15 protein-coding genes are annotated in these 17,214 nt (G+C 50.5%); 2 read left to right on the top strand and 13 right to left on the bottom strand.

The genetic code is table 11. The annotated features are described in order from the left end of the window. Nucleotides 1-81: 81 nt before the first annotated feature. From PRUB_RS17835 to PRUB_RS17890, 12 genes are all read right to left on the bottom strand, one after another. The gene (locus PRUB_RS17835; RefSeq protein WP_010385005.1) at nt 82-2,817 is read right to left on the bottom strand and encodes an ExeM/NucH family extracellular endonuclease; all 2,736 of its coding nucleotides are present in this window, start codon (nt 2,815-2,817) and stop codon (nt 82-84) included. A gap of 140 nt (nt 2,818-2,957) precedes the next feature. Next, nucleotides 2,958-3,968 carry a porphobilinogen synthase gene (gene hemB, locus PRUB_RS17840; protein WP_010385006.1) on the bottom strand — a complete coding sequence of 337 codons (1,011 nt, stop codon included), beginning with the start codon at nt 3,966-3,968 and terminating at the stop codon, nt 2,958-2,960. Between the two features lies 1 nt (nt 3,969). Beyond that, entirely contained in the window at nt 3,970-5,790 is a 1,821-nt protein-coding gene (locus PRUB_RS17845; protein WP_010385007.1) for a sensor domain-containing diguanylate cyclase, read from the bottom strand. Next, on the bottom strand, nt 5,790-6,578 hold the full coding sequence (locus tag PRUB_RS17850; RefSeq protein ID WP_010385008.1) for a TatD family hydrolase: 789 nt from the start codon (nt 6,576-6,578) through the stop codon (nt 5,790-5,792). Before PRUB_RS17850 ends, PRUB_RS17845 begins: the two co-directional genes overlap by 1 nt. After that, complete coding sequence (locus PRUB_RS17855; protein WP_010385009.1) at nt 6,579-7,046, bottom strand: hypothetical protein; 468 nt, start codon at nt 7,044-7,046, stop codon at nt 6,579-6,581. It abuts the gene before it with no gap. Next, nucleotides 7,039-7,785, bottom strand: a complete 747-nt coding sequence (tatC, locus tag PRUB_RS17860; protein ID WP_010385010.1) for a twin-arginine translocase subunit TatC — start codon at nt 7,783-7,785, stop codon at nt 7,039-7,041. Before tatC ends, PRUB_RS17855 begins: the two co-directional genes overlap by 8 nt. 18 nt (nt 7,786-7,803) lie before the next feature. Beyond that, nucleotides 7,804-8,136, bottom strand: coding sequence for a Sec-independent protein translocase protein TatB (gene tatB, locus PRUB_RS17865; protein WP_010385011.1), 333 nt, complete (start codon nt 8,134-8,136; stop codon nt 7,804-7,806). Nucleotides 8,137-8,142: 6 nt separating this feature from the next. Continuing rightward, on the bottom strand, nt 8,143-8,388 hold the full coding sequence (tatA, locus tag PRUB_RS17870; protein WP_010385012.1) for a Sec-independent protein translocase subunit TatA: 246 nt from the start codon (nt 8,386-8,388) through the stop codon (nt 8,143-8,145). 60 nt (nt 8,389-8,448) lie between these two features. Beyond that, entirely contained in the window at nt 8,449-10,059 is a 1,611-nt protein-coding gene (ubiB, locus tag PRUB_RS17875) for a ubiquinone biosynthesis regulatory protein kinase UbiB (RefSeq protein WP_010385013.1), read from the bottom strand. Nucleotides 10,060-10,069: 10 nt separating this feature from the next. After that, on the bottom strand, nt 10,070-10,687 hold the full coding sequence (locus PRUB_RS17880; RefSeq protein WP_010385014.1) for a ubiquinone biosynthesis accessory factor UbiJ: 618 nt from the start codon (nt 10,685-10,687) through the stop codon (nt 10,070-10,072). A 23-nt stretch (nt 10,688-10,710) separates the two neighbouring features. Continuing rightward, nucleotides 10,711-11,466: a bifunctional demethylmenaquinone methyltransferase/2-methoxy-6-polyprenyl-1,4-benzoquinol methylase UbiE gene (ubiE, locus tag PRUB_RS17885; RefSeq protein WP_010385015.1), complete on the bottom strand. Its 756-nt coding sequence runs from the start codon at nt 11,464-11,466 to the stop codon at nt 10,711-10,713. Nucleotides 11,467-11,604: 138 nt separating this feature from the next. Continuing rightward, the gene (locus tag PRUB_RS17890) at nt 11,605-12,612 is read right to left on the bottom strand and encodes a GGDEF domain-containing protein (RefSeq protein ID WP_010385017.1); all 1,008 of its coding nucleotides are present in this window, start codon (nt 12,610-12,612) and stop codon (nt 11,605-11,607) included. 320 nt (nt 12,613-12,932) lie between these two features. On the opposite strand from PRUB_RS17890, the gene PRUB_RS17895 reads away from it, so the two are divergent. Next, nucleotides 12,933-14,696 carry a DUF885 domain-containing protein gene (locus tag PRUB_RS17895; protein ID WP_010385019.1) on the top strand — a complete coding sequence of 588 codons (1,764 nt, stop codon included), beginning with the start codon at nt 12,933-12,935 and terminating at the stop codon, nt 14,694-14,696. A gap of 55 nt (nt 14,697-14,751) precedes the next feature. Here the strand turns inward: PRUB_RS17895 and mtnK are convergent, their stop codons facing one another. Next, nucleotides 14,752-15,954, bottom strand: a complete 1,203-nt coding sequence (mtnK, locus tag PRUB_RS17900; RefSeq protein WP_010385020.1) for an S-methyl-5-thioribose kinase — start codon at nt 15,952-15,954, stop codon at nt 14,752-14,754. Between the two features lie 229 nt (nt 15,955-16,183). On the opposite strand from mtnK, the gene mtnA reads away from it, so the two are divergent. Then, on the top strand, nt 16,184-17,206 hold the full coding sequence (gene mtnA / locus PRUB_RS17905; RefSeq protein WP_010385021.1) for an S-methyl-5-thioribose-1-phosphate isomerase: 1,023 nt from the start codon (nt 16,184-16,186) through the stop codon (nt 17,204-17,206). The last annotated feature ends 8 nt before the right edge of the window (nt 17,207-17,214 follow it).

The raw sequence follows: 17,214 nt of genomic DNA on the forward strand, positions 1-17,214 counted from the left end.
CCGCAAGGCGCATTTTTTTATCTTCTTGTTACGTGGTATGGCCTAAGCACTATTGCATGCCCAAGCCATCACCCCGGCATCTTACTTTGTACGGCGACGCAGCAATGCCAGTGGTGCAGCGAACAGCGCTAACCAGCCCAGGCTGCCTGAGTCATCATCGTCGTCATTGTCATCGCCTTGTTTAACATCGATAACGTTCACGACAACCTGTACTTGCTCTGACAAGTTACCGGCACTGTCTTGTGCCTGTACCATAAATTCGATGCGGTTATCGAATTCATAATCCAGCTCGCCGGCAACAACAATCTGGCCAACTTCATTGACTGAAATGGCGCTTGTACCAGTCACAATAAAACGTTCAACCGGCGTCTCGTCTGCATCGGCATCGGAGAATTTAAGCATGCCAATCGCAGTGTTTATTGCTGTGTTTTCCGCGACGTCAAAGCTTTGACCTGCTTCAATCACCGGACGTGGATCAACTGGCGGCTCTGCGGCTTCTGTTTTAATTTCCACAATCACTGGATCGTGGTCAGATGCACGGTAGGCATGCGGCGCGTATAGCTCTGCAATTTGTGCATCCGTTCTATATTCAGTGTTGTAGTCCAGCATACGCGGTTCATCAGCATTGATGTGCCAGTCTGTCGCATCTGTGACCTTTGCTAACAGTGAAGGCGATGCCACAGCATGGTCAAGACTGCCCAGGCGTCCAGAGAAGGTATAAGAGTAGCTCTGTGTGTCACCGTCCACATGTGTCATAACATTGCTCAGACCTTTATCTGCGAAGGCACGCATTGGGTCTTCCATTGCATAGGCGTTCATATCACCCACCAGGATAACGTCTTCATCGTCATTGCCTGTTGGGTTGGTTGCCAGCCAGTCTGCAAACGCGTTTGCGCCTTCAGTACGGATGACATTCCAACAGCCCTGACCATCGCCCTGATCGGCATTATCACCGTCTGCGCTGCCACAACCTTTCGACTTGAGGTGCGCAACGGCAACGGTAAACTCTTCGTTATTGTCGAGCTTACGGAAGCTCTGTGCTGTTGGTGGGCGGTTACTGTAATCAAACGGCACTGCGGTTGTGAAGCTAGCAGTACCGGCTTCTTCTACTGTGTCGGTGCGGTAGATAATACCGGTTGTGATATCGTCGCCGCCAATCATGTCGGTGTTGAAGTCGACATATGCATAAGTGTAATCAGACTCAGCATTGATTGCTTTCACCAAATCAGCAATAGCACTGTGCTCACCAAAGCCGTCATTCTCTATCTCCATCAGGCCAATAACATCGGCATCCAGTGCGGTGATAGCGGATACCAGTTTTGCTTCCTGACGGACCAGCTCTTCTGCTGTGTCTGCGCCACGTGGTGTCGGGAATCCTGCGCCCTGGCCGTCGCCGTTGAAGTAGTTCAGGACGTTAAAGCTGGCGATACGCAGATCACCTTCACCTTCAAGCTCTGGTGCTTCTGCACGCTCATTGGTGTTATTGAAAGTCGGAGCTGTCGTCGGGTTCAGACGGTACTGACCAAAGCTGTAAGCAATGACCCCTTCCAGGTTAGACACAGTGTCACCCAGACGGATGGTTTTGTATGCATCCAGGCCAGTACTTGGGTAAGGGATCACTTCTGGGTTCTGAACCGTTGAACCATCATCCATCAGCAGGAACTTTTTCTTGTTTTCTGCTTCCAGTGCATTGGCGTCATCACCAGGCATGGCCACTTGTGTACCCTGGTAAAGGCGTTCTGTTGCCAGGCCAACCTCACCATAACGACCCAAGTTATAGGTGTCAGCTACAACCATGTCATGTGACAGGCTAACCAACATGCCTTCTACGGCTTCCAGATCGCTGACTTCAGAGACTGGCAGTGTAAGCATCTGCGCCTGAACTTCTGCGCTGCCACAGATTTCCAGTTGGGTGACATTGCCTAGCTGAGTGGCACTATAAAACTCTTGAACGGTACCCTGAACGCGTACCTGATCGCCAACGTTTACGTCGACGTCTTTATAATATACAAACAGACCTTCTGAGGTCATGCTGTCTTCGTCCATGTCATTGGCCAGTGACTGAACAAAGAAACCTTTAAGCTGGTTGTCTTCTTGCAGATCTGCGGTAACAACAGCTTCAATGGTCACAACCTGATCTTTTAACGGGCTTTCGCCTGCATTACCCTGAATCGCATTGATGGCTGTGGCGGCATCTCCGCACACTAGCGGTGATGGTGTGTCATCGCCACCGTCATCGCCATCATCCCCACCGGTGTCACTACCGTGGCTTCCCAGGCCTGAGAAATCATCTTTATCGAATTGGGTCCACTCGGCACTTGGATCAAAGGTAGCATCAAATGTTGTACGACCGGTTGTAATGTCGATGTTGCGGCGCAGTGTTTTGTCTTTAGTGACAACCCCATTGCCTTCCCAGTTGCTGCCTGGATCAACACCGACCTGGCCAAAGCTGTCCAGCACTGTCTCACCATTGCGTAATACAATCGCGTCGTCACCATTGTGCCAGCTGCCGCTGTCGATCAACTGAGCTACATTGCGTATCAACACATCAGCCTGGTTGTTTGCAATTACGTACGTTTTACCCGCAGCGATCTCACCATTTAACTCAATAGTGTTTGACGCATCGGTACCACCATTGTTATAGAAGCTGAGCGTGTAGCCGCTCAGTGAAATGGGGCTGTCTGAAGTATTAAATAGCTCAATGGCTTTGTTGTATGAGCTACCTTCAATGTACTCTGACATGATGACCTGAGCCTGCACAGGGGCAGTTGCTGCGGCCACAAGGAGCGCCAGTGGAGTGAATTTTGTTTTTATCATGTTTTTTCCCGTGTGTAGTTTAAACCCAAATGGGTACATAAGCTTACGGGGGGTATGTTACACAAAAATGACACAATGTTAATCGTAAAAATGCAAAAAAGGAGCAATTTATTGCTCCTTTTTTAATAATTACCTATTATTTATTTATCATTCAACCAGATAGCGGCTTGCTTTGCAAAATAGGTCAATATGCCATCAGCACCGGCACGTTTAAAAGCGAGCAATGACTCCATAACGATTGGTTTTTCTGCCAGCCAGCCGTTGTCTATCGCCGCTTTGTGCATCGCATATTCGCCGCTCACCTGATAAGCAAAGGTGGGCACACCGAATTCATCTTTCACTCTGCGTACCACATCCAGGTATGGCATGCCTGGTTTAACCATCACCATATCCGCGCCTTCCTGAAGGTCTAATGCGACTTCACGTAAAGCTTCATCTGAGTTAGCTGGATCCATTTGGTAGGTCTTCTTATCAGCGCCTTTGAGGTTACCTGCTGAGCCGACCGCATCACGGAACGGGCCGTAATAGCTGGATGCATACTTGGCAGAATAGGCCATAATGCGGGTATGAATGTGCCCGGCTTCCTCAAGGGCATCACGGATAGCACCAATACGACCATCCATCATATCTGAAGGGGCGACAATATCAGCGCCAGCCTCAGCATGAGACAGTGCTTGTTTGACGAGCACCTCTGTGGTGATATCGTTTATCACGTAACCTGCTTCGTCTATGATTCCGTCCTGACCATGTGTCGTGAATGGGTCTAGTGCCACATCGGTGATCACACCCAGCTCAGGGCACTCGCTTTTAAGCGCACGGACAGTGCGTTGTGCCAGCCCTTCCGGGTTGTATGCTTCTTCTGCATGTAAGGACTTTTTGTCGCCAGGGGTAACCGGAAAAATGGCAACAGCAGGTACACCCAGTGCCACCAGTTCTTTGGCTTCTTCTACCAGTAGGTCGATCGACAGGCGCTCAATGCCCGGCATAGAAGGGATCGCTTCTTTGCGGTTCTTGCCTTCCAGGACAAACACCGGATAGATCAGATCGTTTACCGTGAGCGTGTTTTCACACATCATACGGCGGGAAAAGTCGTCTTTGCGCATACGGCGCATACGCGTATAGGGAAAAAGATCCAGTCCTGACTGAGCCACGTTAAGTCTCCTGCTTAGGTTGGTAAATACAGATCCGATTGCGGCCTTGTTGTTTGGCCATGTACAAGCCCTTATCAGCCAAATCGGTAAATAGTGTGGGGTTGTTGGTATTCTGTGCGATTGCACTATAAACCCCGGCACTGGTGGTAAATTTAATATGGTGACCGGCGACTTTCAGCTCATTGGCTTCAGTGGCCAGGCGGATCTGCTCGGCCAGCTCCAGCGCGCCCTCTTGTGAGGTGTTAGGCAGCAGGATCACAAATTCTTCGCCGCCATAGCGAAATACTTCATCATGGGGTCTTTTCAGGTGCTGCTCTATCAGCCGTGCGAAGGCACAAATGGTGTGATCCCCGGCGAGGTGCCCGTAGTTATCGTTTACCTTTTTGAAGAAATCGATATCTAAAATGATCAGACTCAGTGTCGTTTGTTCCCGACGTGAACGGCGGACTTCCATCATCAGACGCTTATCAAAGTAACGACGGTTCTTCACTTTGGTCATGGGGTCTTCCATGTTGAGCTTTTCCAGCTCTCTGAGGGTCACCTGAAGCTCAAAGGTGCGCTCATCAATGCTGTTTTCTAGCTCTTCTTGTGCCTGTTCCTGAAGCTTGAGCTTTTCTTTGAGCAAGGCGTCTTCTGCCTGAGTACGGGCGAGTTTGTGCTGCTGTGTTTTGATGTGTTTTTCCCGTTCAAGTATGAACTGTCGGGTCAGCACAAAGCTGATATAGAGGCTCAGGATCAAGTAGCAAATATAAGTGACCGGGCGGTCGAGCTGAGCGCCACCAAAGAGACCCAGCTCAAAGCCAAGCTGGTAGCTGAGCGTGATCAACAGAATGAGGTAGATCAGCAGGGCGGTGACTTTGGTGGTACGACGGTAACGACTGCGCAGGGTGCAGACGATGTATCCTAAAACCAGGGTAAGTGCCATACCATAGGCTGCAAAGGTGGCGTGTGTCAGCGGCAAGAGTTGGCTCAATAAGGTTAAGATCAGGCCCAGTACCAGCAGATGGGTGAGCTTGCGGTCATGTTTTATTGGCAGCAGGTTAGGCAGTGCTTTACTACGCTGAATGGGGATCAGGGCCAGCGTGGAGAACATCACCAACAAGCTTTGACCGTATTGCTGCAACCAGACGCTTGAGCCATACAGGTAACGGTAACCAAACCCGTATAAGTGCACTATGAGCAGCCAGAAGAGACCGATAATGAATGTGCCATGTAAAAAGTAACGCCGACGAGTAAAACTATACAGGGTAAAGTTAATGGCTATCATAGCCAGTATAAACCCGGCGAGAATCCCATAGACCAGGTTAAACTTGCTCTTGTACTTGAGGTATTCTATCGGATGCCAGAGGCTCAGCGGGATATTCAGCGTGCCATGATGGCTGAGTTGTAAATAGACCTGACTGTGGCTCTGTGCTGGCAGTTCGAGCGGAATGAGCTGAGCTTCATGTTTAATGGGACGCTGCATCAGTGGCAGTGCGTCACCCAATGCCAGAGTCAGAAAAGAGGCATCATCGTGGCGGATGTAGGCGGTGATTTTATCCAGTAAGTTGTTATCTATGCTCAGTAGCAGCGGCACCTCAATGGGCCCCGGGTTGTGTAGAGACACGCGGATCCAGGCTTGGGTATTTGCGGGCGGCTTTAACGGTTGGCGCTGGCCTGATTGCCAGTGTGGATCACTGGCCAGCAATGTCTGAATGGTGTCGGCCTGGCTGAAAGTATACTGATAGGACAGTGCCTGGTGTTGCTTAAATTCAGCAGATACTTCCAGTGCCTGAACAGCACCGGATAAGCACAGTAAAATGAGCAGCCAGCGCCACAACATCAGGCATTTTTCCCCGATATCTGGAACAAGGTGTTGAAGTTTTCCGTAGTTTGACGGGCCAGTTGCACCAGAGAGATGTCTTTAAGCGCAGCAACATGCTGTGCAATCTCAGGCAAGTAAGCTGGCTCATTACGACGGGATTTCGGTTTTGGTTTGAGCGTTCTGGGGAGCAAAAAGGGTGCATCTGTCTCCAGCAGGATCCGATCTTCTGGAATATAACGCACTAACTCTCGTAAGGTTTCACCCCGGCGCTCATCGCACAGCCAGCCAGTCAGGCCAATCATCAGGCCATAATCCAGGTAATGGCGCAAAGCGCGCTTATCGCCTGTAAAGCAATGTAACACGCCACGCAGGGAAAATTCGTCCAGCATGCCACTGAGTGTATCAAACGCTTCGCGTTCATGCAGATACACCGGCATGTCGAGTGTCTGCGCCAGCTCCAGTTGCACACCGCAGATCAGTTGTTGCACCGGACGGGGTGAGTAGTCTCGATTGAAGTCGAGTCCGCACTCGCCAATCGCAACCACGTGATCTTGTGCAGCCAGGTGGCGCAATTGGGCGATGAAATCGTCCGGCACGTCTTTGGCATCATGAGGGTGCACACCTGCAGTTGCATATTGATTGTATTCTTGTGCCAGCGCGAGACTTTGTTCACTGGTGAGTAAGTCACACCCAATCAGCAACATAGATTCCACGCCCTGATCCGCTGCTCGGGTCAGGATGGCTGCGCGATCGGTATCAAATTGCGTACTGGTCAGGTTGACGCCTGCGTCAATAAAGGTCGCCATTTAATCTACCCTTCTCACTTTTATTGAGCGATTAGAGCCTTCTTTTTGCATGATGAAAGAATTGAAAGAGCCACGACGAATAGTCACTGTGTCCCCTTCTTTAGCAAAGAAGGCTTGTGTGCCGATCTGCTGCCAGCGTTGCTGGTTATCGAGCGTAAACCGGCGTAATCCATTGGCGGATTTGCTCAGTTCTAACACGGTTGCACTGATTGTCTGCTCGTTGTCCTGTTTGTGCTCCAGGCCAAACGACTTGGCATCTGTTGCTGGCGGCTGAGAACGTACCGGATGTGATTTATTGGCATAGTCAGCGGCCAGTTTATCGTAACAGGCTAAGCGCTTGTCGTCGGATTGCAGCTGGCTACATGCTTGCAATTTATGTGGTAATTTACCTTTGGCCTGAGCTGGCTGTATGCCAAGCACACTGGTAAATACCACTGCACCACTTAGTAATAAGGTGATTTTATTCATGGCTTTGTTCCTCAGCGACTGGCTTTTTGCTGTACAGTCTGGCCAACAATAATCCTAATTCAAACAGTAGCGCCATAGGCACGGCGAGTAGTGTTTGCGATAACACATCGGGGGGCGTTAAAAACATCGCGACGACAAACACACCGACTATGATGTAGGGGCGTTTTTGCGCCAGGCTTTGTGTGGTTGTGACGCCACTCCAGCACAACAGCATAATGGCTACGGGTATTTCAAAGGCGACGCCGAATGCAAAGAACAGCTTTAAAATGAAGCCAAGGTAGCTGCTGATATCCGGAGAGAGTGTCATCATGTCGGGACCCACGGCGGTAAAAAAGCCGAGAATAATGGGCATCACGACAAAATAACAAAATGCAATACCGGCGTAAAACAACAGGATACTGGAAAGCAGAATGGGCATCAGCATGCGTTTTTCATGCTGATACAGGCCCGGCGCCAGAAACCCCCAGATTTGATGCAGTATCATAGGTACTGCCAGAAACAGCGACACAAACAGGGTCAGTTTAAAGGGGGCAAAGAAAGGGGCCGTGACATCCGTGGCTATCATAGTGCTGTTTGCGGGCAGACTCTCAACCAGTGGGGCCGCCACAAATGCATATATATCGTTGGCAAAATAAACCAAAGAAATAAAGATGATCAGGATGCTCAGTAGCGCCTTAATTAGACGATTTCTCAGCTCAATAAGGTGGCCAATAAAGCCACTGTTTGTCATATCTGACATGCAAAAACTCGTAAACGGTTAGTTTTGAGAGGACGGATCTTTGTCGTTTTTCGACTGATCTGGAGACTTGCTGTAGCTGTGGCGCACTGATTCTGCCGCACGCTGCAACTCCTCAACCGATTGCTTGAGACCTGGGGAAATATTGTCCAGGCCTTGCTCTTCGGCTTTTTTCAGGTTGCTATGCAACTCGTGTACTCTCAGCTCTTCGCTTACTTCCGCCTTGACGGAATTGGCAACAGATTTGACTGTGTTGATCCAGCGGCTGACCGTTCTGATCGCAACAGGCAGGCGTTCTGGCCCGAGCACAACCAGGCCAACGATCAACACTACGACGAGTTCCCACATCCCCATGTCAGATCACACCTTGTCTTTTTCTTTTTCGCTGGTCGTTTTAGCCTGTGCAGCCTGATCGGTCAGCTGTTCTTTGCTATCCGCTTTTTCTGACTTTTTTTCTTCTTCATCTTCAGACACTGCATTCTTAAAGCCTTTTACCGCATTGCCTAAGTCACTACCAATGCCACGTAGTTTTTTCGTCCCAAATAAAAGCACGATAATGGCCAGAATGATAAGCAACTGCCAAATACTGATACCACCAAAACCCATGTCTACTCCATTTAATGTGTTATTGAATTAAGAAAGATTATACGCCGAGTGTGTAAAATATCACCCTGTTTTGCGCCATGCTTTAATAAATATTGCAATTGCCAGTGTGGCACAGAGACCGCTTGCGAGTTGACGCTCGTCAATAAAGCACAAACCAGCCACAATAGTGAGTGCTGCCGCAGCAATGCCAAGTAGCAATGCACGGGTGTCTGTGTTGCTCTGCTGCACAATGGGGGCACTTTGGCGCTGACTACGCTTCAGGTTCTGATAGATAAGATCGGGCAGCTCAGGCATTTTTTCAGCCCAAAAAGGCAAATTAGTGTAGAGCTTTTTGGCCACTGCCAACGGGCCCACCTGATCCTGCACCCACTTTTCTAAAAAGGGTTTGGCTGTTTTCCATAAATCCAGCTGTGGATAAAGCTGGCGGCCCAGACCCTCAACGTACAAGAGGGTTTTCTGCAGCAGCACCAGTTGGGGCTGCACTTCCATATTAAAACGCCGAGCGGTGTTGAACAGATTTACCAGCACATGTCCAAACGAAATCTCGGCCAGGGGCTTGTTAAAGATCGGCTCGCACACCGTGCGAATGGCAAACTCGAACTCCTCCACACAGGTGTCGGGCGGTACCCACCCTGAGTCGACGTGCAACTGCGCAACCTGACGATAATCGCGGTTGAAAAAGGCAATGAAGTTCTCAGCCAGATAGCGTTTATCTTCGCGATTTAAGGTGCCCACAATGCCGCAATCAATGCCGATATATTTCGGGTTATGCGGATCTTCGCGTGACACAAAGATGTTACCCGGGTGCATGTCGGCATGGAAAAAACTGTCGCGGAAAACCTGGGTAAAAAACACTTCGACACCGCGCTCAGCCAACACCTTCATATTGGTGCCCTGGGCCAGCAGTGCTTCGGTATCCGATACGGGGATACCGTAAATGCGTTCCATCACCAGTACATTGCGTCTCGAATAATCACTGTACACTTCTGGAATATAAAGCGACGCCGAGCCTTCAAAGTTACGTCTGAGCTGGATGGCATTGGCGGCTTCACGCATCAGGTCGAGTTCATCGAGCAGGGTTTTACGGTATTCTCTGACCACTTCAACCGGGCGCAGCCGGCGACCAGCACTGATAAGGCTGGCCAGCAGGTGAGCAAAACGTTCCATCAAAGACAGGTCCGCAAGAATTTGTTTTTCAATATTCGGGCGGATCACTTTGACCACCACTTCTCTTAATTCTTCCCCAACCACCAGTTTGGCGCAATGCACCTGCGCGATAGAAGCTGAGGCCAGCGGGGTTTGCTCAAATTCGACAAAACCATCGTGGATACTGTCGAGGCCCAGTGCCTTTTCTATCAGTGCCTGTGCCTGATCGCCAGGGAAGGGGGCGACTTTGTCCTGCAGCAGGGCGAGTTCTTCGGCAATGTCCGGTGGCAGTAAGTCGCGACGTGTTGACAGCATCTGGCCAAACTTAACCCATACTGGCCCCAAGGTTTGCAGTGCCAGCCTGAGGCGCGCACCGACGGGTTTGTCGCTGTGTTGGTTGGGTAGCCAGAATAAACTGCGTCTAACCGCCCGGGCATACCAGGGTTGCTTGTGCCTCGGAAGCAGGTCGTCCAGGCCATAATTAAGAAAAGTTTTACCGATTTGATACAGACGAGCGATGGACAAACCCAGCTCCTTATAATTCGCTTAACGCGTTGATACGTTGTTCCAGTGCCGCCAGTTGTTGAGCCAGCTGTCGCGTATGGGATTTAAATTGGCGGACTTCCAGTGGGTGTACGGCAACTTTCAGTTCGTCCTGACACAACTGTGTAAAGGTCCGTTGTAGGGTTTTGAGGTGACCACCGCCGCGTTGTGCGGCTGCCTTGCAGCGTTCGACCAACAGTTGCGCCGGGGCATCTCCAAGGTGACGCGACAGGTGCTCTGCCCAGTCAATACTGAGGCCGGAAAACGCTTTACTGTAACTTTGTGCTAATTGTAAGTCGCCTTCGAGATCCAGCTTTTCCTCACGGATGAGGCGCGTCAGCTGGCTGGGGTCTGAGATTTCACCCAAAGTCGATAAGGTGGTTGTAATGTGGCAGTCGGCCTTGTCCTGGTAGTGACCATAGACAAAACAGTGCGGTTTACCTTGTTGTTCACCCACATAGTGCAGGGCACAGCACATGCCGAGATCCGTTAAGGTGATCGCCAGTATTTTGTGCTGTGTGGGGGCCAGCTGCATTGCCACAGCAGGCTCTTTGTCCAGCAGCTGATCCAGTGCACTTTCGGCAACAGCGGTGAGCAGCGTGATCCACATACAGTTTCCTTGCTTCTCAGGAGTTAAAATTTAAAGCCTCGATGAAGCGCCACAATGCCACCCGTCAGGTTCTGGTAGCTCGCTTGTTCAAAGCCTGCGTCTTCCATCATTGTTTTCAGGGTTTCCTGATCCGGGTGCATACGGATGGACTCAGCCAGGTAGCGATAAGACTCGCTGTCGTTGGCAACCAATTTACCCATGGTTGGCAGGATATTAAAGGAGTAGAAATCGTATAGCTTCGACAATGCTTCGTTGTCTGTTTTTGAGAACTCCAGTACCAGCAGACGACCACCTGGCTTCAATACTCGGTACATGGAGCGCAGTGCCTTGTCTTTGTCAGTGACGTTGCGCAGTCCAAACGCGATGGTGATCACATCGAGGCTATTGTCCGGGAAGGGCAGTGCTTCGGCATTCATTTGCACATATTCGATATTCCCGACCCGGCCTAAATCGCGCAGTTTATCGCGGCCAACGCGCAGCATTGAGTCGTTGATGTCGCCCAGGATCACCTGACCTGTTTCACCCACCAATTCACTGAATTTGGCAGTCAGATCACCGGTACCACCGGCCAGATCCAGAACTTTGTGGCCCTGTCGGACACCAGAGCACGCAATGGTCTGGCGTTTCCATAGGCGATGGATCCCGAATGACATCAGGTCATTCATCACATCATATTTTGCAGCCACGGAGTGGAAAACGTCGGCCACCATTGAGGCCTTTTCCTGTGTTGCTACTGTTTGATAGCCAAAGTGTGTGGTGTCGCGATTTGCTTCTTTCATGTGTGTTATTTGTGCCGGATCTGGGTGTCAATAGTGTACTTGATAGCACTCAGTGAGCGCAATCGGTGTCAGCAATTTAAGCAGATTAATCAACAGGCCGTAGCACAGATGCGGTCTGTCGGCTGAGCTGGGGAAATGTTAAGTGGCGGCAGAGACATAGTAGTGCTGGCCGAGCGACTGGGCTTTTTTGGCAGCATAGGCGGCGCGCTGGGCGAGGGTGTTGAAATCGTGCTCGGGTTGATGCTGTGCAATACCAATGGCCAAATCAATGTCGGGAAACGAGACATCGCCTTTGGCACTGACAAATTTCAGGCGACTCACGCCACGACGAATTTTTTGCGCGACGACCTGGGCCGTCTCGGCGTCACAGTCTGCCAGCACAATGGTGAACTCTTGTCTGCCTGTGCGCCCTGGCAGGCCGCTGTGGAGCACGTATTTTTTGATCCTTTTGGCGACCCGCTGTAATACGGTTTCGCCGATCAGCTCGCCAAATCCCTGACTGAAGTCATCGAGGTTTTCGATCAAGACAGAAATGGCAAAAACGGACTTATCCTGGGTCAGCCATAGCTGGGTTTTATGGCCCAGGTAGTGGCGTTTATACAAGCCCGTTTGTGGGTCTAAAATGCGCTGTTTGCGTAGCGTAAGTAATTGTTTCTGCTGTTTTTCGTGTAGCTCTCTGGCTTTGCGCAGGGCGTTTTTAAACTGCTGATGCTGCTTAAGCAGTTGCTCTGTGTGGGCACTAAAGTCACTTAAGGCTGCCCGCGTTTTGACGACATTGTGCTCATCGAGATTGTGGATACAGTGGCTGATCTGCTTGGCAAAACCAATCAGGCTTTGCTGAGACTGCTGTGCTGAGTCACTGAGGTGATCGATCATGCCGCCAACTTGCTGGATCAGCGTTGCCTCGGTCTGATGCTCTTTTTGCAGGTGCTCGTAGTAGAGCTGCTCAATGTAAATACTGTCGATGTTGGTGCGGTTGCGAATGTCGCGATCCAGCTGTTCATTGAGTTCGCGATGAGTCTGGCTGATATAAACATAGCCAATATGGTAATTGAGGGGCGTAGGCGGCAGCTGATTCTGCTCCAGAAACTGACAAACTTTGGTCATTTTTTCTTGTGCTATTGCCATGGGATCATGGAACATCATTTTACTTACCACAATAATCAGTTGCTGTTAAATACCTGGCAGAAGTACTCGAAACGGTCCCTATGAGATACCTGGCTTCGCTGCGGCTACATTAATCGCTCTGTTGAGTTTTGAAAAGCAAAAATCCGCGTAATGAGACAAATTTATTGCTTTTTATGGGTGTTGTTGAATTAGTAATCACTTTTTTCTTGCCTTCTTGAAGTGGCTTTGCAGAGACGTTGATGGCTCAGAGCAGCCACTGGTCGTATTAAGTTGCAAGCCTATCTCGAGCGTGTTTATGTGTTGCGCAAATTTCACAATATTGTTAAAGGAACATCCACGTGAGCTTCCCACTGAAAACAACTCTATCCCGCTCTTTGTGCGCAGTGACATTGGCACTGGGCCTGGCAGGATGTGAACTTACTCAGGTCAGCGCTGATCAACAATTTACTACCTTAGCCCAGCAAGTTATGGCATTTCGTAGCGACAAGCAGGCACAGGGAAGCACCTTACTGCCAGATTTAAGTGCAGCCCATCTGGCCACTAAAAATGCAGAACGCGTGGCCTTTTTACAGCGTTTAGACGCACTGGATGAAACAAAATTAAGTGAAGAAAACCGTATAAACCTGGTGATCTTGCGTGCTCAGATCCAGGACAAGGTAGATCGCTATCGCTTCAACGCTCATTATATGCCACTCAAGTCAGAGAGCGGCTTTCACAGCAGCCTGCCGAGGATGCTGGGCAGCACTGATTTTAAAACCCGCGACGACTATGCGCTTTATCTGAGTAAGCTGGCGGAAGTGCCGCGTTATTTTGCAGAAAATATTGCCTGGATGCGCAAGGGGCTTGAAACGGGCCTGACCCAGCCAAAGGCGGTGCTGGCAGGGTATGAAGCATCTATTGAAGCTTTCATCGTCGATGAGGCAACAGAGTCGACTTATTTCCGTCCTTTTAAGCACAATCGCAGCGGTTTGCCAGAGGATGAATTTAAGCGTTTACAGAACCAGGCGCAGGAAGTGATCGCACAACAGGTGATCCCGGCGTACCGCGAGTATTTGGCATTTTTTGTCGAGCAGTACAGGCCAGGTGCGCGTGATGATATTGGTATCTCCAGCACCCCGAATGGCGTTGAGTTTTACCGCAACCGGACCGCGCACTTTACGACGACCCAGATGACTCCTGAACAAGTGCATGCATTGGGACTGGAAGAAGTGGCCCGGATCAAAAGTGAAATGATGGAGATCATCAAGCAAACTCAATTTGACGGGAGCTTTGCTGAGTTTGTCCAGTTTTTAAGAACCGATCCTCAGTTCTATGCCAGCAGTGCACAAGAGCTGCTTAAAGAAGCTGCCTTCATTGCTAAGAAAATGGATGCGCAGTTGCCAAAGCTGTTCCATACACTGCCGCGTCGTCCATATGGGGTTGCGCCGGTGCCGGATGCCATTGCCCCTAAATACACCACAGGCCGGTATTTGGGCGCTGATAAGGACACGGATGCAGGTTACTACTGGGTCAATACTTACGCCTTAGACAAGCGTCCTTTGTATGTGCTTGAAGCCCTGACATTGCACGAAGCGGTGCCGGGACATCATCTGCAAATCTCGCTGAACCAGGAATTGGATTATTTACCTGATTATCGTCGCGATTCTTATATCTCAGCGTTTGGTGAGGGCTGGGGCTTATATGCTGAATACCTGGGTCTGGAAGCGGGCTTTTATCAGGATCCATATAGCAACTTTGGTCGCCTGACCTACGAAATGTGGCGGGCAGCTCGACTGGTTGTGGACACCGGAATGCACATGTTTGGCTGGAGCCGGGAGCGGGCAATGAACTTTATGCGTGATAACACGGCTTTGTCGCTGCACAATGTGAAGACAGAAACCGACCGCTACATATCCTGGCCAGGTCAGGCACTGTCATACAAGGTGGGTGAGTTGACCATTAAACGTTTGCGCGCGAAAACCGAGGCGGCGTTAGGGGATGCCTTTGATATTCGTGAGTTCCACCATCAGATCCTGCGTCATGGTTCTGTGCCGTTAAATGTGCTGGAAACGCAGATCGACAAGTATATTGCGTCTGTGCAAAACACCAGCCAGACACTGTAACGAGCGGATGGATCAACGCTGAGCTTAGCCTGAGTTGATCCACGTGCCGGAGCGTTTACTGTAAGACGCTGATGATCAACTGATAGCAGGCGTCTTTGCTTTGACAGCTGCGGGCGTTCAGGATCAGTTGTTCACCGACCTCCAGTGCCAGGCGCTGCGCCCGCAGGCGTGCCTGTTCATCTTCAATCTCATCCAAATCGCTGACATGGGCAAGCCCGATGGTGCGGCGGATCATCTCACTGCCACAATACCCAATGGCGTCTTGCAATACGTCACGCAGAAACAGTGCGGCGTAGCCTGGCGCCTGCAATGTACTGTCTGTGCTATGTTGTTCGCACAAGGTCTGCCATTGATAGTCAAACTCACTCAGGCAGATATCTATGGTGCGCAACAAGTAAGTATGCATATCACGACGTTTTGATGCTTCACTGATACGGCCATGCTGAGCACAGAAGTTGAGCAGCAAATTGCCAATAAAAGAGCCTAGGTCGAAACCAATGGGACCAAAAAAGGCAAATTCCGGATCGATAAACTTGGTGGTTGTGTCATCGACAAACAGGCTACCACTATGTGCATCACCGTGAAGCAACGCTTGTGGCGAAGACAAAAAGCGCTGTTTGAGCTGGGCAATGGCCAGTTTTAACCCTGTATTGTGGCGCAGCTTGTCGACCTCTTTGCGCAGCGCATCCGGATAGTGGTTACGCTCGTTATCCTGGTAAGGGTCGTCAAAGAACAACTCTTCAGTAATGGCACACAGTTCCGGATTGGTAAAAGACTGGATCAGGGCTTTTTTGTTTGCGGGTGTGAGATAGAAATCGCTGTGATAAAAGCTGGTTGTGGCCAGGTAGTGAGCCACATCCCGGCCCAGGTTGGCAAAAGTACGCCCGGCGTTGAGTTCACTGCGTAAGATATTCAGATGACCCAGGTCTTCGAGTATCGTCACAGCCTGCTCACTGTTGTGATGCAGTACCCTGACGGTATGGCTCGGACACACCTCACCATGGCGACGTAAGGCGCTGGCTTCGATGCGAGCCCGATCAAGTGTCAGTGGCCAGCTTTCTCCTACACAGCGCGCGTAGGGTAACGCTTGCTTAAGGATCACGCTATGGTTGTGTTGATCAGTGACCCGAAAAACCAGGTTCAGGTTGCCATCGCCAAACTCATAGCAGTTCAGCTGTGCGTCTGGTGGGAACATTCCCCCCAGGTTAGTGATGTATTCAATGGCCTTGTCATTGTCAAACGCCTGATAAGCACTCATTCGGATCATCCAGATAGCATAAAATTAGATCAGCATTCTATACCTGCAAACGTTTAGAAGTCTATACATCTTTAGATCTTGATGTAGAATGGAGCAGTCAGTTTTTTCAATCGGACACTGCCCAGATGACACCGAGGGGGTCACATCGGTATGGTCGGTGCCAGATTTCACGCTGCCTGTTCATTGCTGTGAATGGGTATTCGCCAGGAGCAAATCGGAGTAAACAACGGTGAAAGAGTTAGTTGCGCGGAGCTTGAAGTATCAGGCTGGGACGGTTCAGGTGCTGGATCAGTATTTACTGCCACATGAGGAAACATGGCATCATTGCACCAGTGTGGCACAAATGGCGTCGTTGATTCTGACACTGAAAGTACGTGGCGCCCCTTTGATTGGCTTAGCAGCAAGCCTGCTGGTTGCCTATCTGGCAGAACAAGGGCACGGTAAAGCCCAGCTTAGAGAGGCGATTGACGAGCTGGAAGCCACCCGCCCGACGGCGGTGAATCTGATGCACTGCATGGCGAGGCTGCGTACAGCCTTGCAGCAGCATGATTACGCGCAGGCTGTGGTGGCAGAAGCTGAGCGCCTGTTTGAAGAAGACTGTGCACTGTGCGACAGAATGGCAACACTGGGGGCACAGCTGGTCGAACCCTCAGATAACATTCTGACACATTGTAATACTGGCGCGCTGGCCACTGCCGGAGTGGGCACCGCATTGGGTGTGATCCATCATGCAGCCCGACAGCATGCGGACATCCATATCTGGGTTGATGAAACCCGGCCATTATTGCAAGGGGGCAGGCTGACTGCCTATGAACTGGCACAGTGGCAGATCCCTTACACTTTGATTTGCGATAATATGGCGGCCAGCCTGATGGCTGCAGGCAAGGTCGATAAAATTTTTGTCGGGGCTGATCGCATTGCTGCGAACGGCGATTTTGCGAATAAAGTGGGCACCTACAATCTGGCTGTGCTGGCTCACTACCATCAGATCCCTTTCTATGTGGTTGCTCCGGTTACAACTCTGGACATTGGCTGTGCTTCAGGCGCAGAGATCCCGATTGAGCAGCGCGCTGAAAGCGAGGTTACCGGGGTGAGTGGCAGCTTTGGTCACTGTCAGTGGGCACCCGCACAGGCACAGGTGTATAACCCGGCTTTTGATGTCACACCGGCTGATCTGATCACGGCATGGGTACTGGATACGGGCGTGTATTATCCGCAGGAAGTAGCGGCTGGGGTATTAGGCACGGTATGACGACACCG

It is taken from the genome of Pseudoalteromonas rubra (assembly GCF_000238295.3).
Taxonomy (GTDB): domain Bacteria; phylum Pseudomonadota; class Gammaproteobacteria; order Enterobacterales; family Alteromonadaceae; genus Pseudoalteromonas; species Pseudoalteromonas rubra.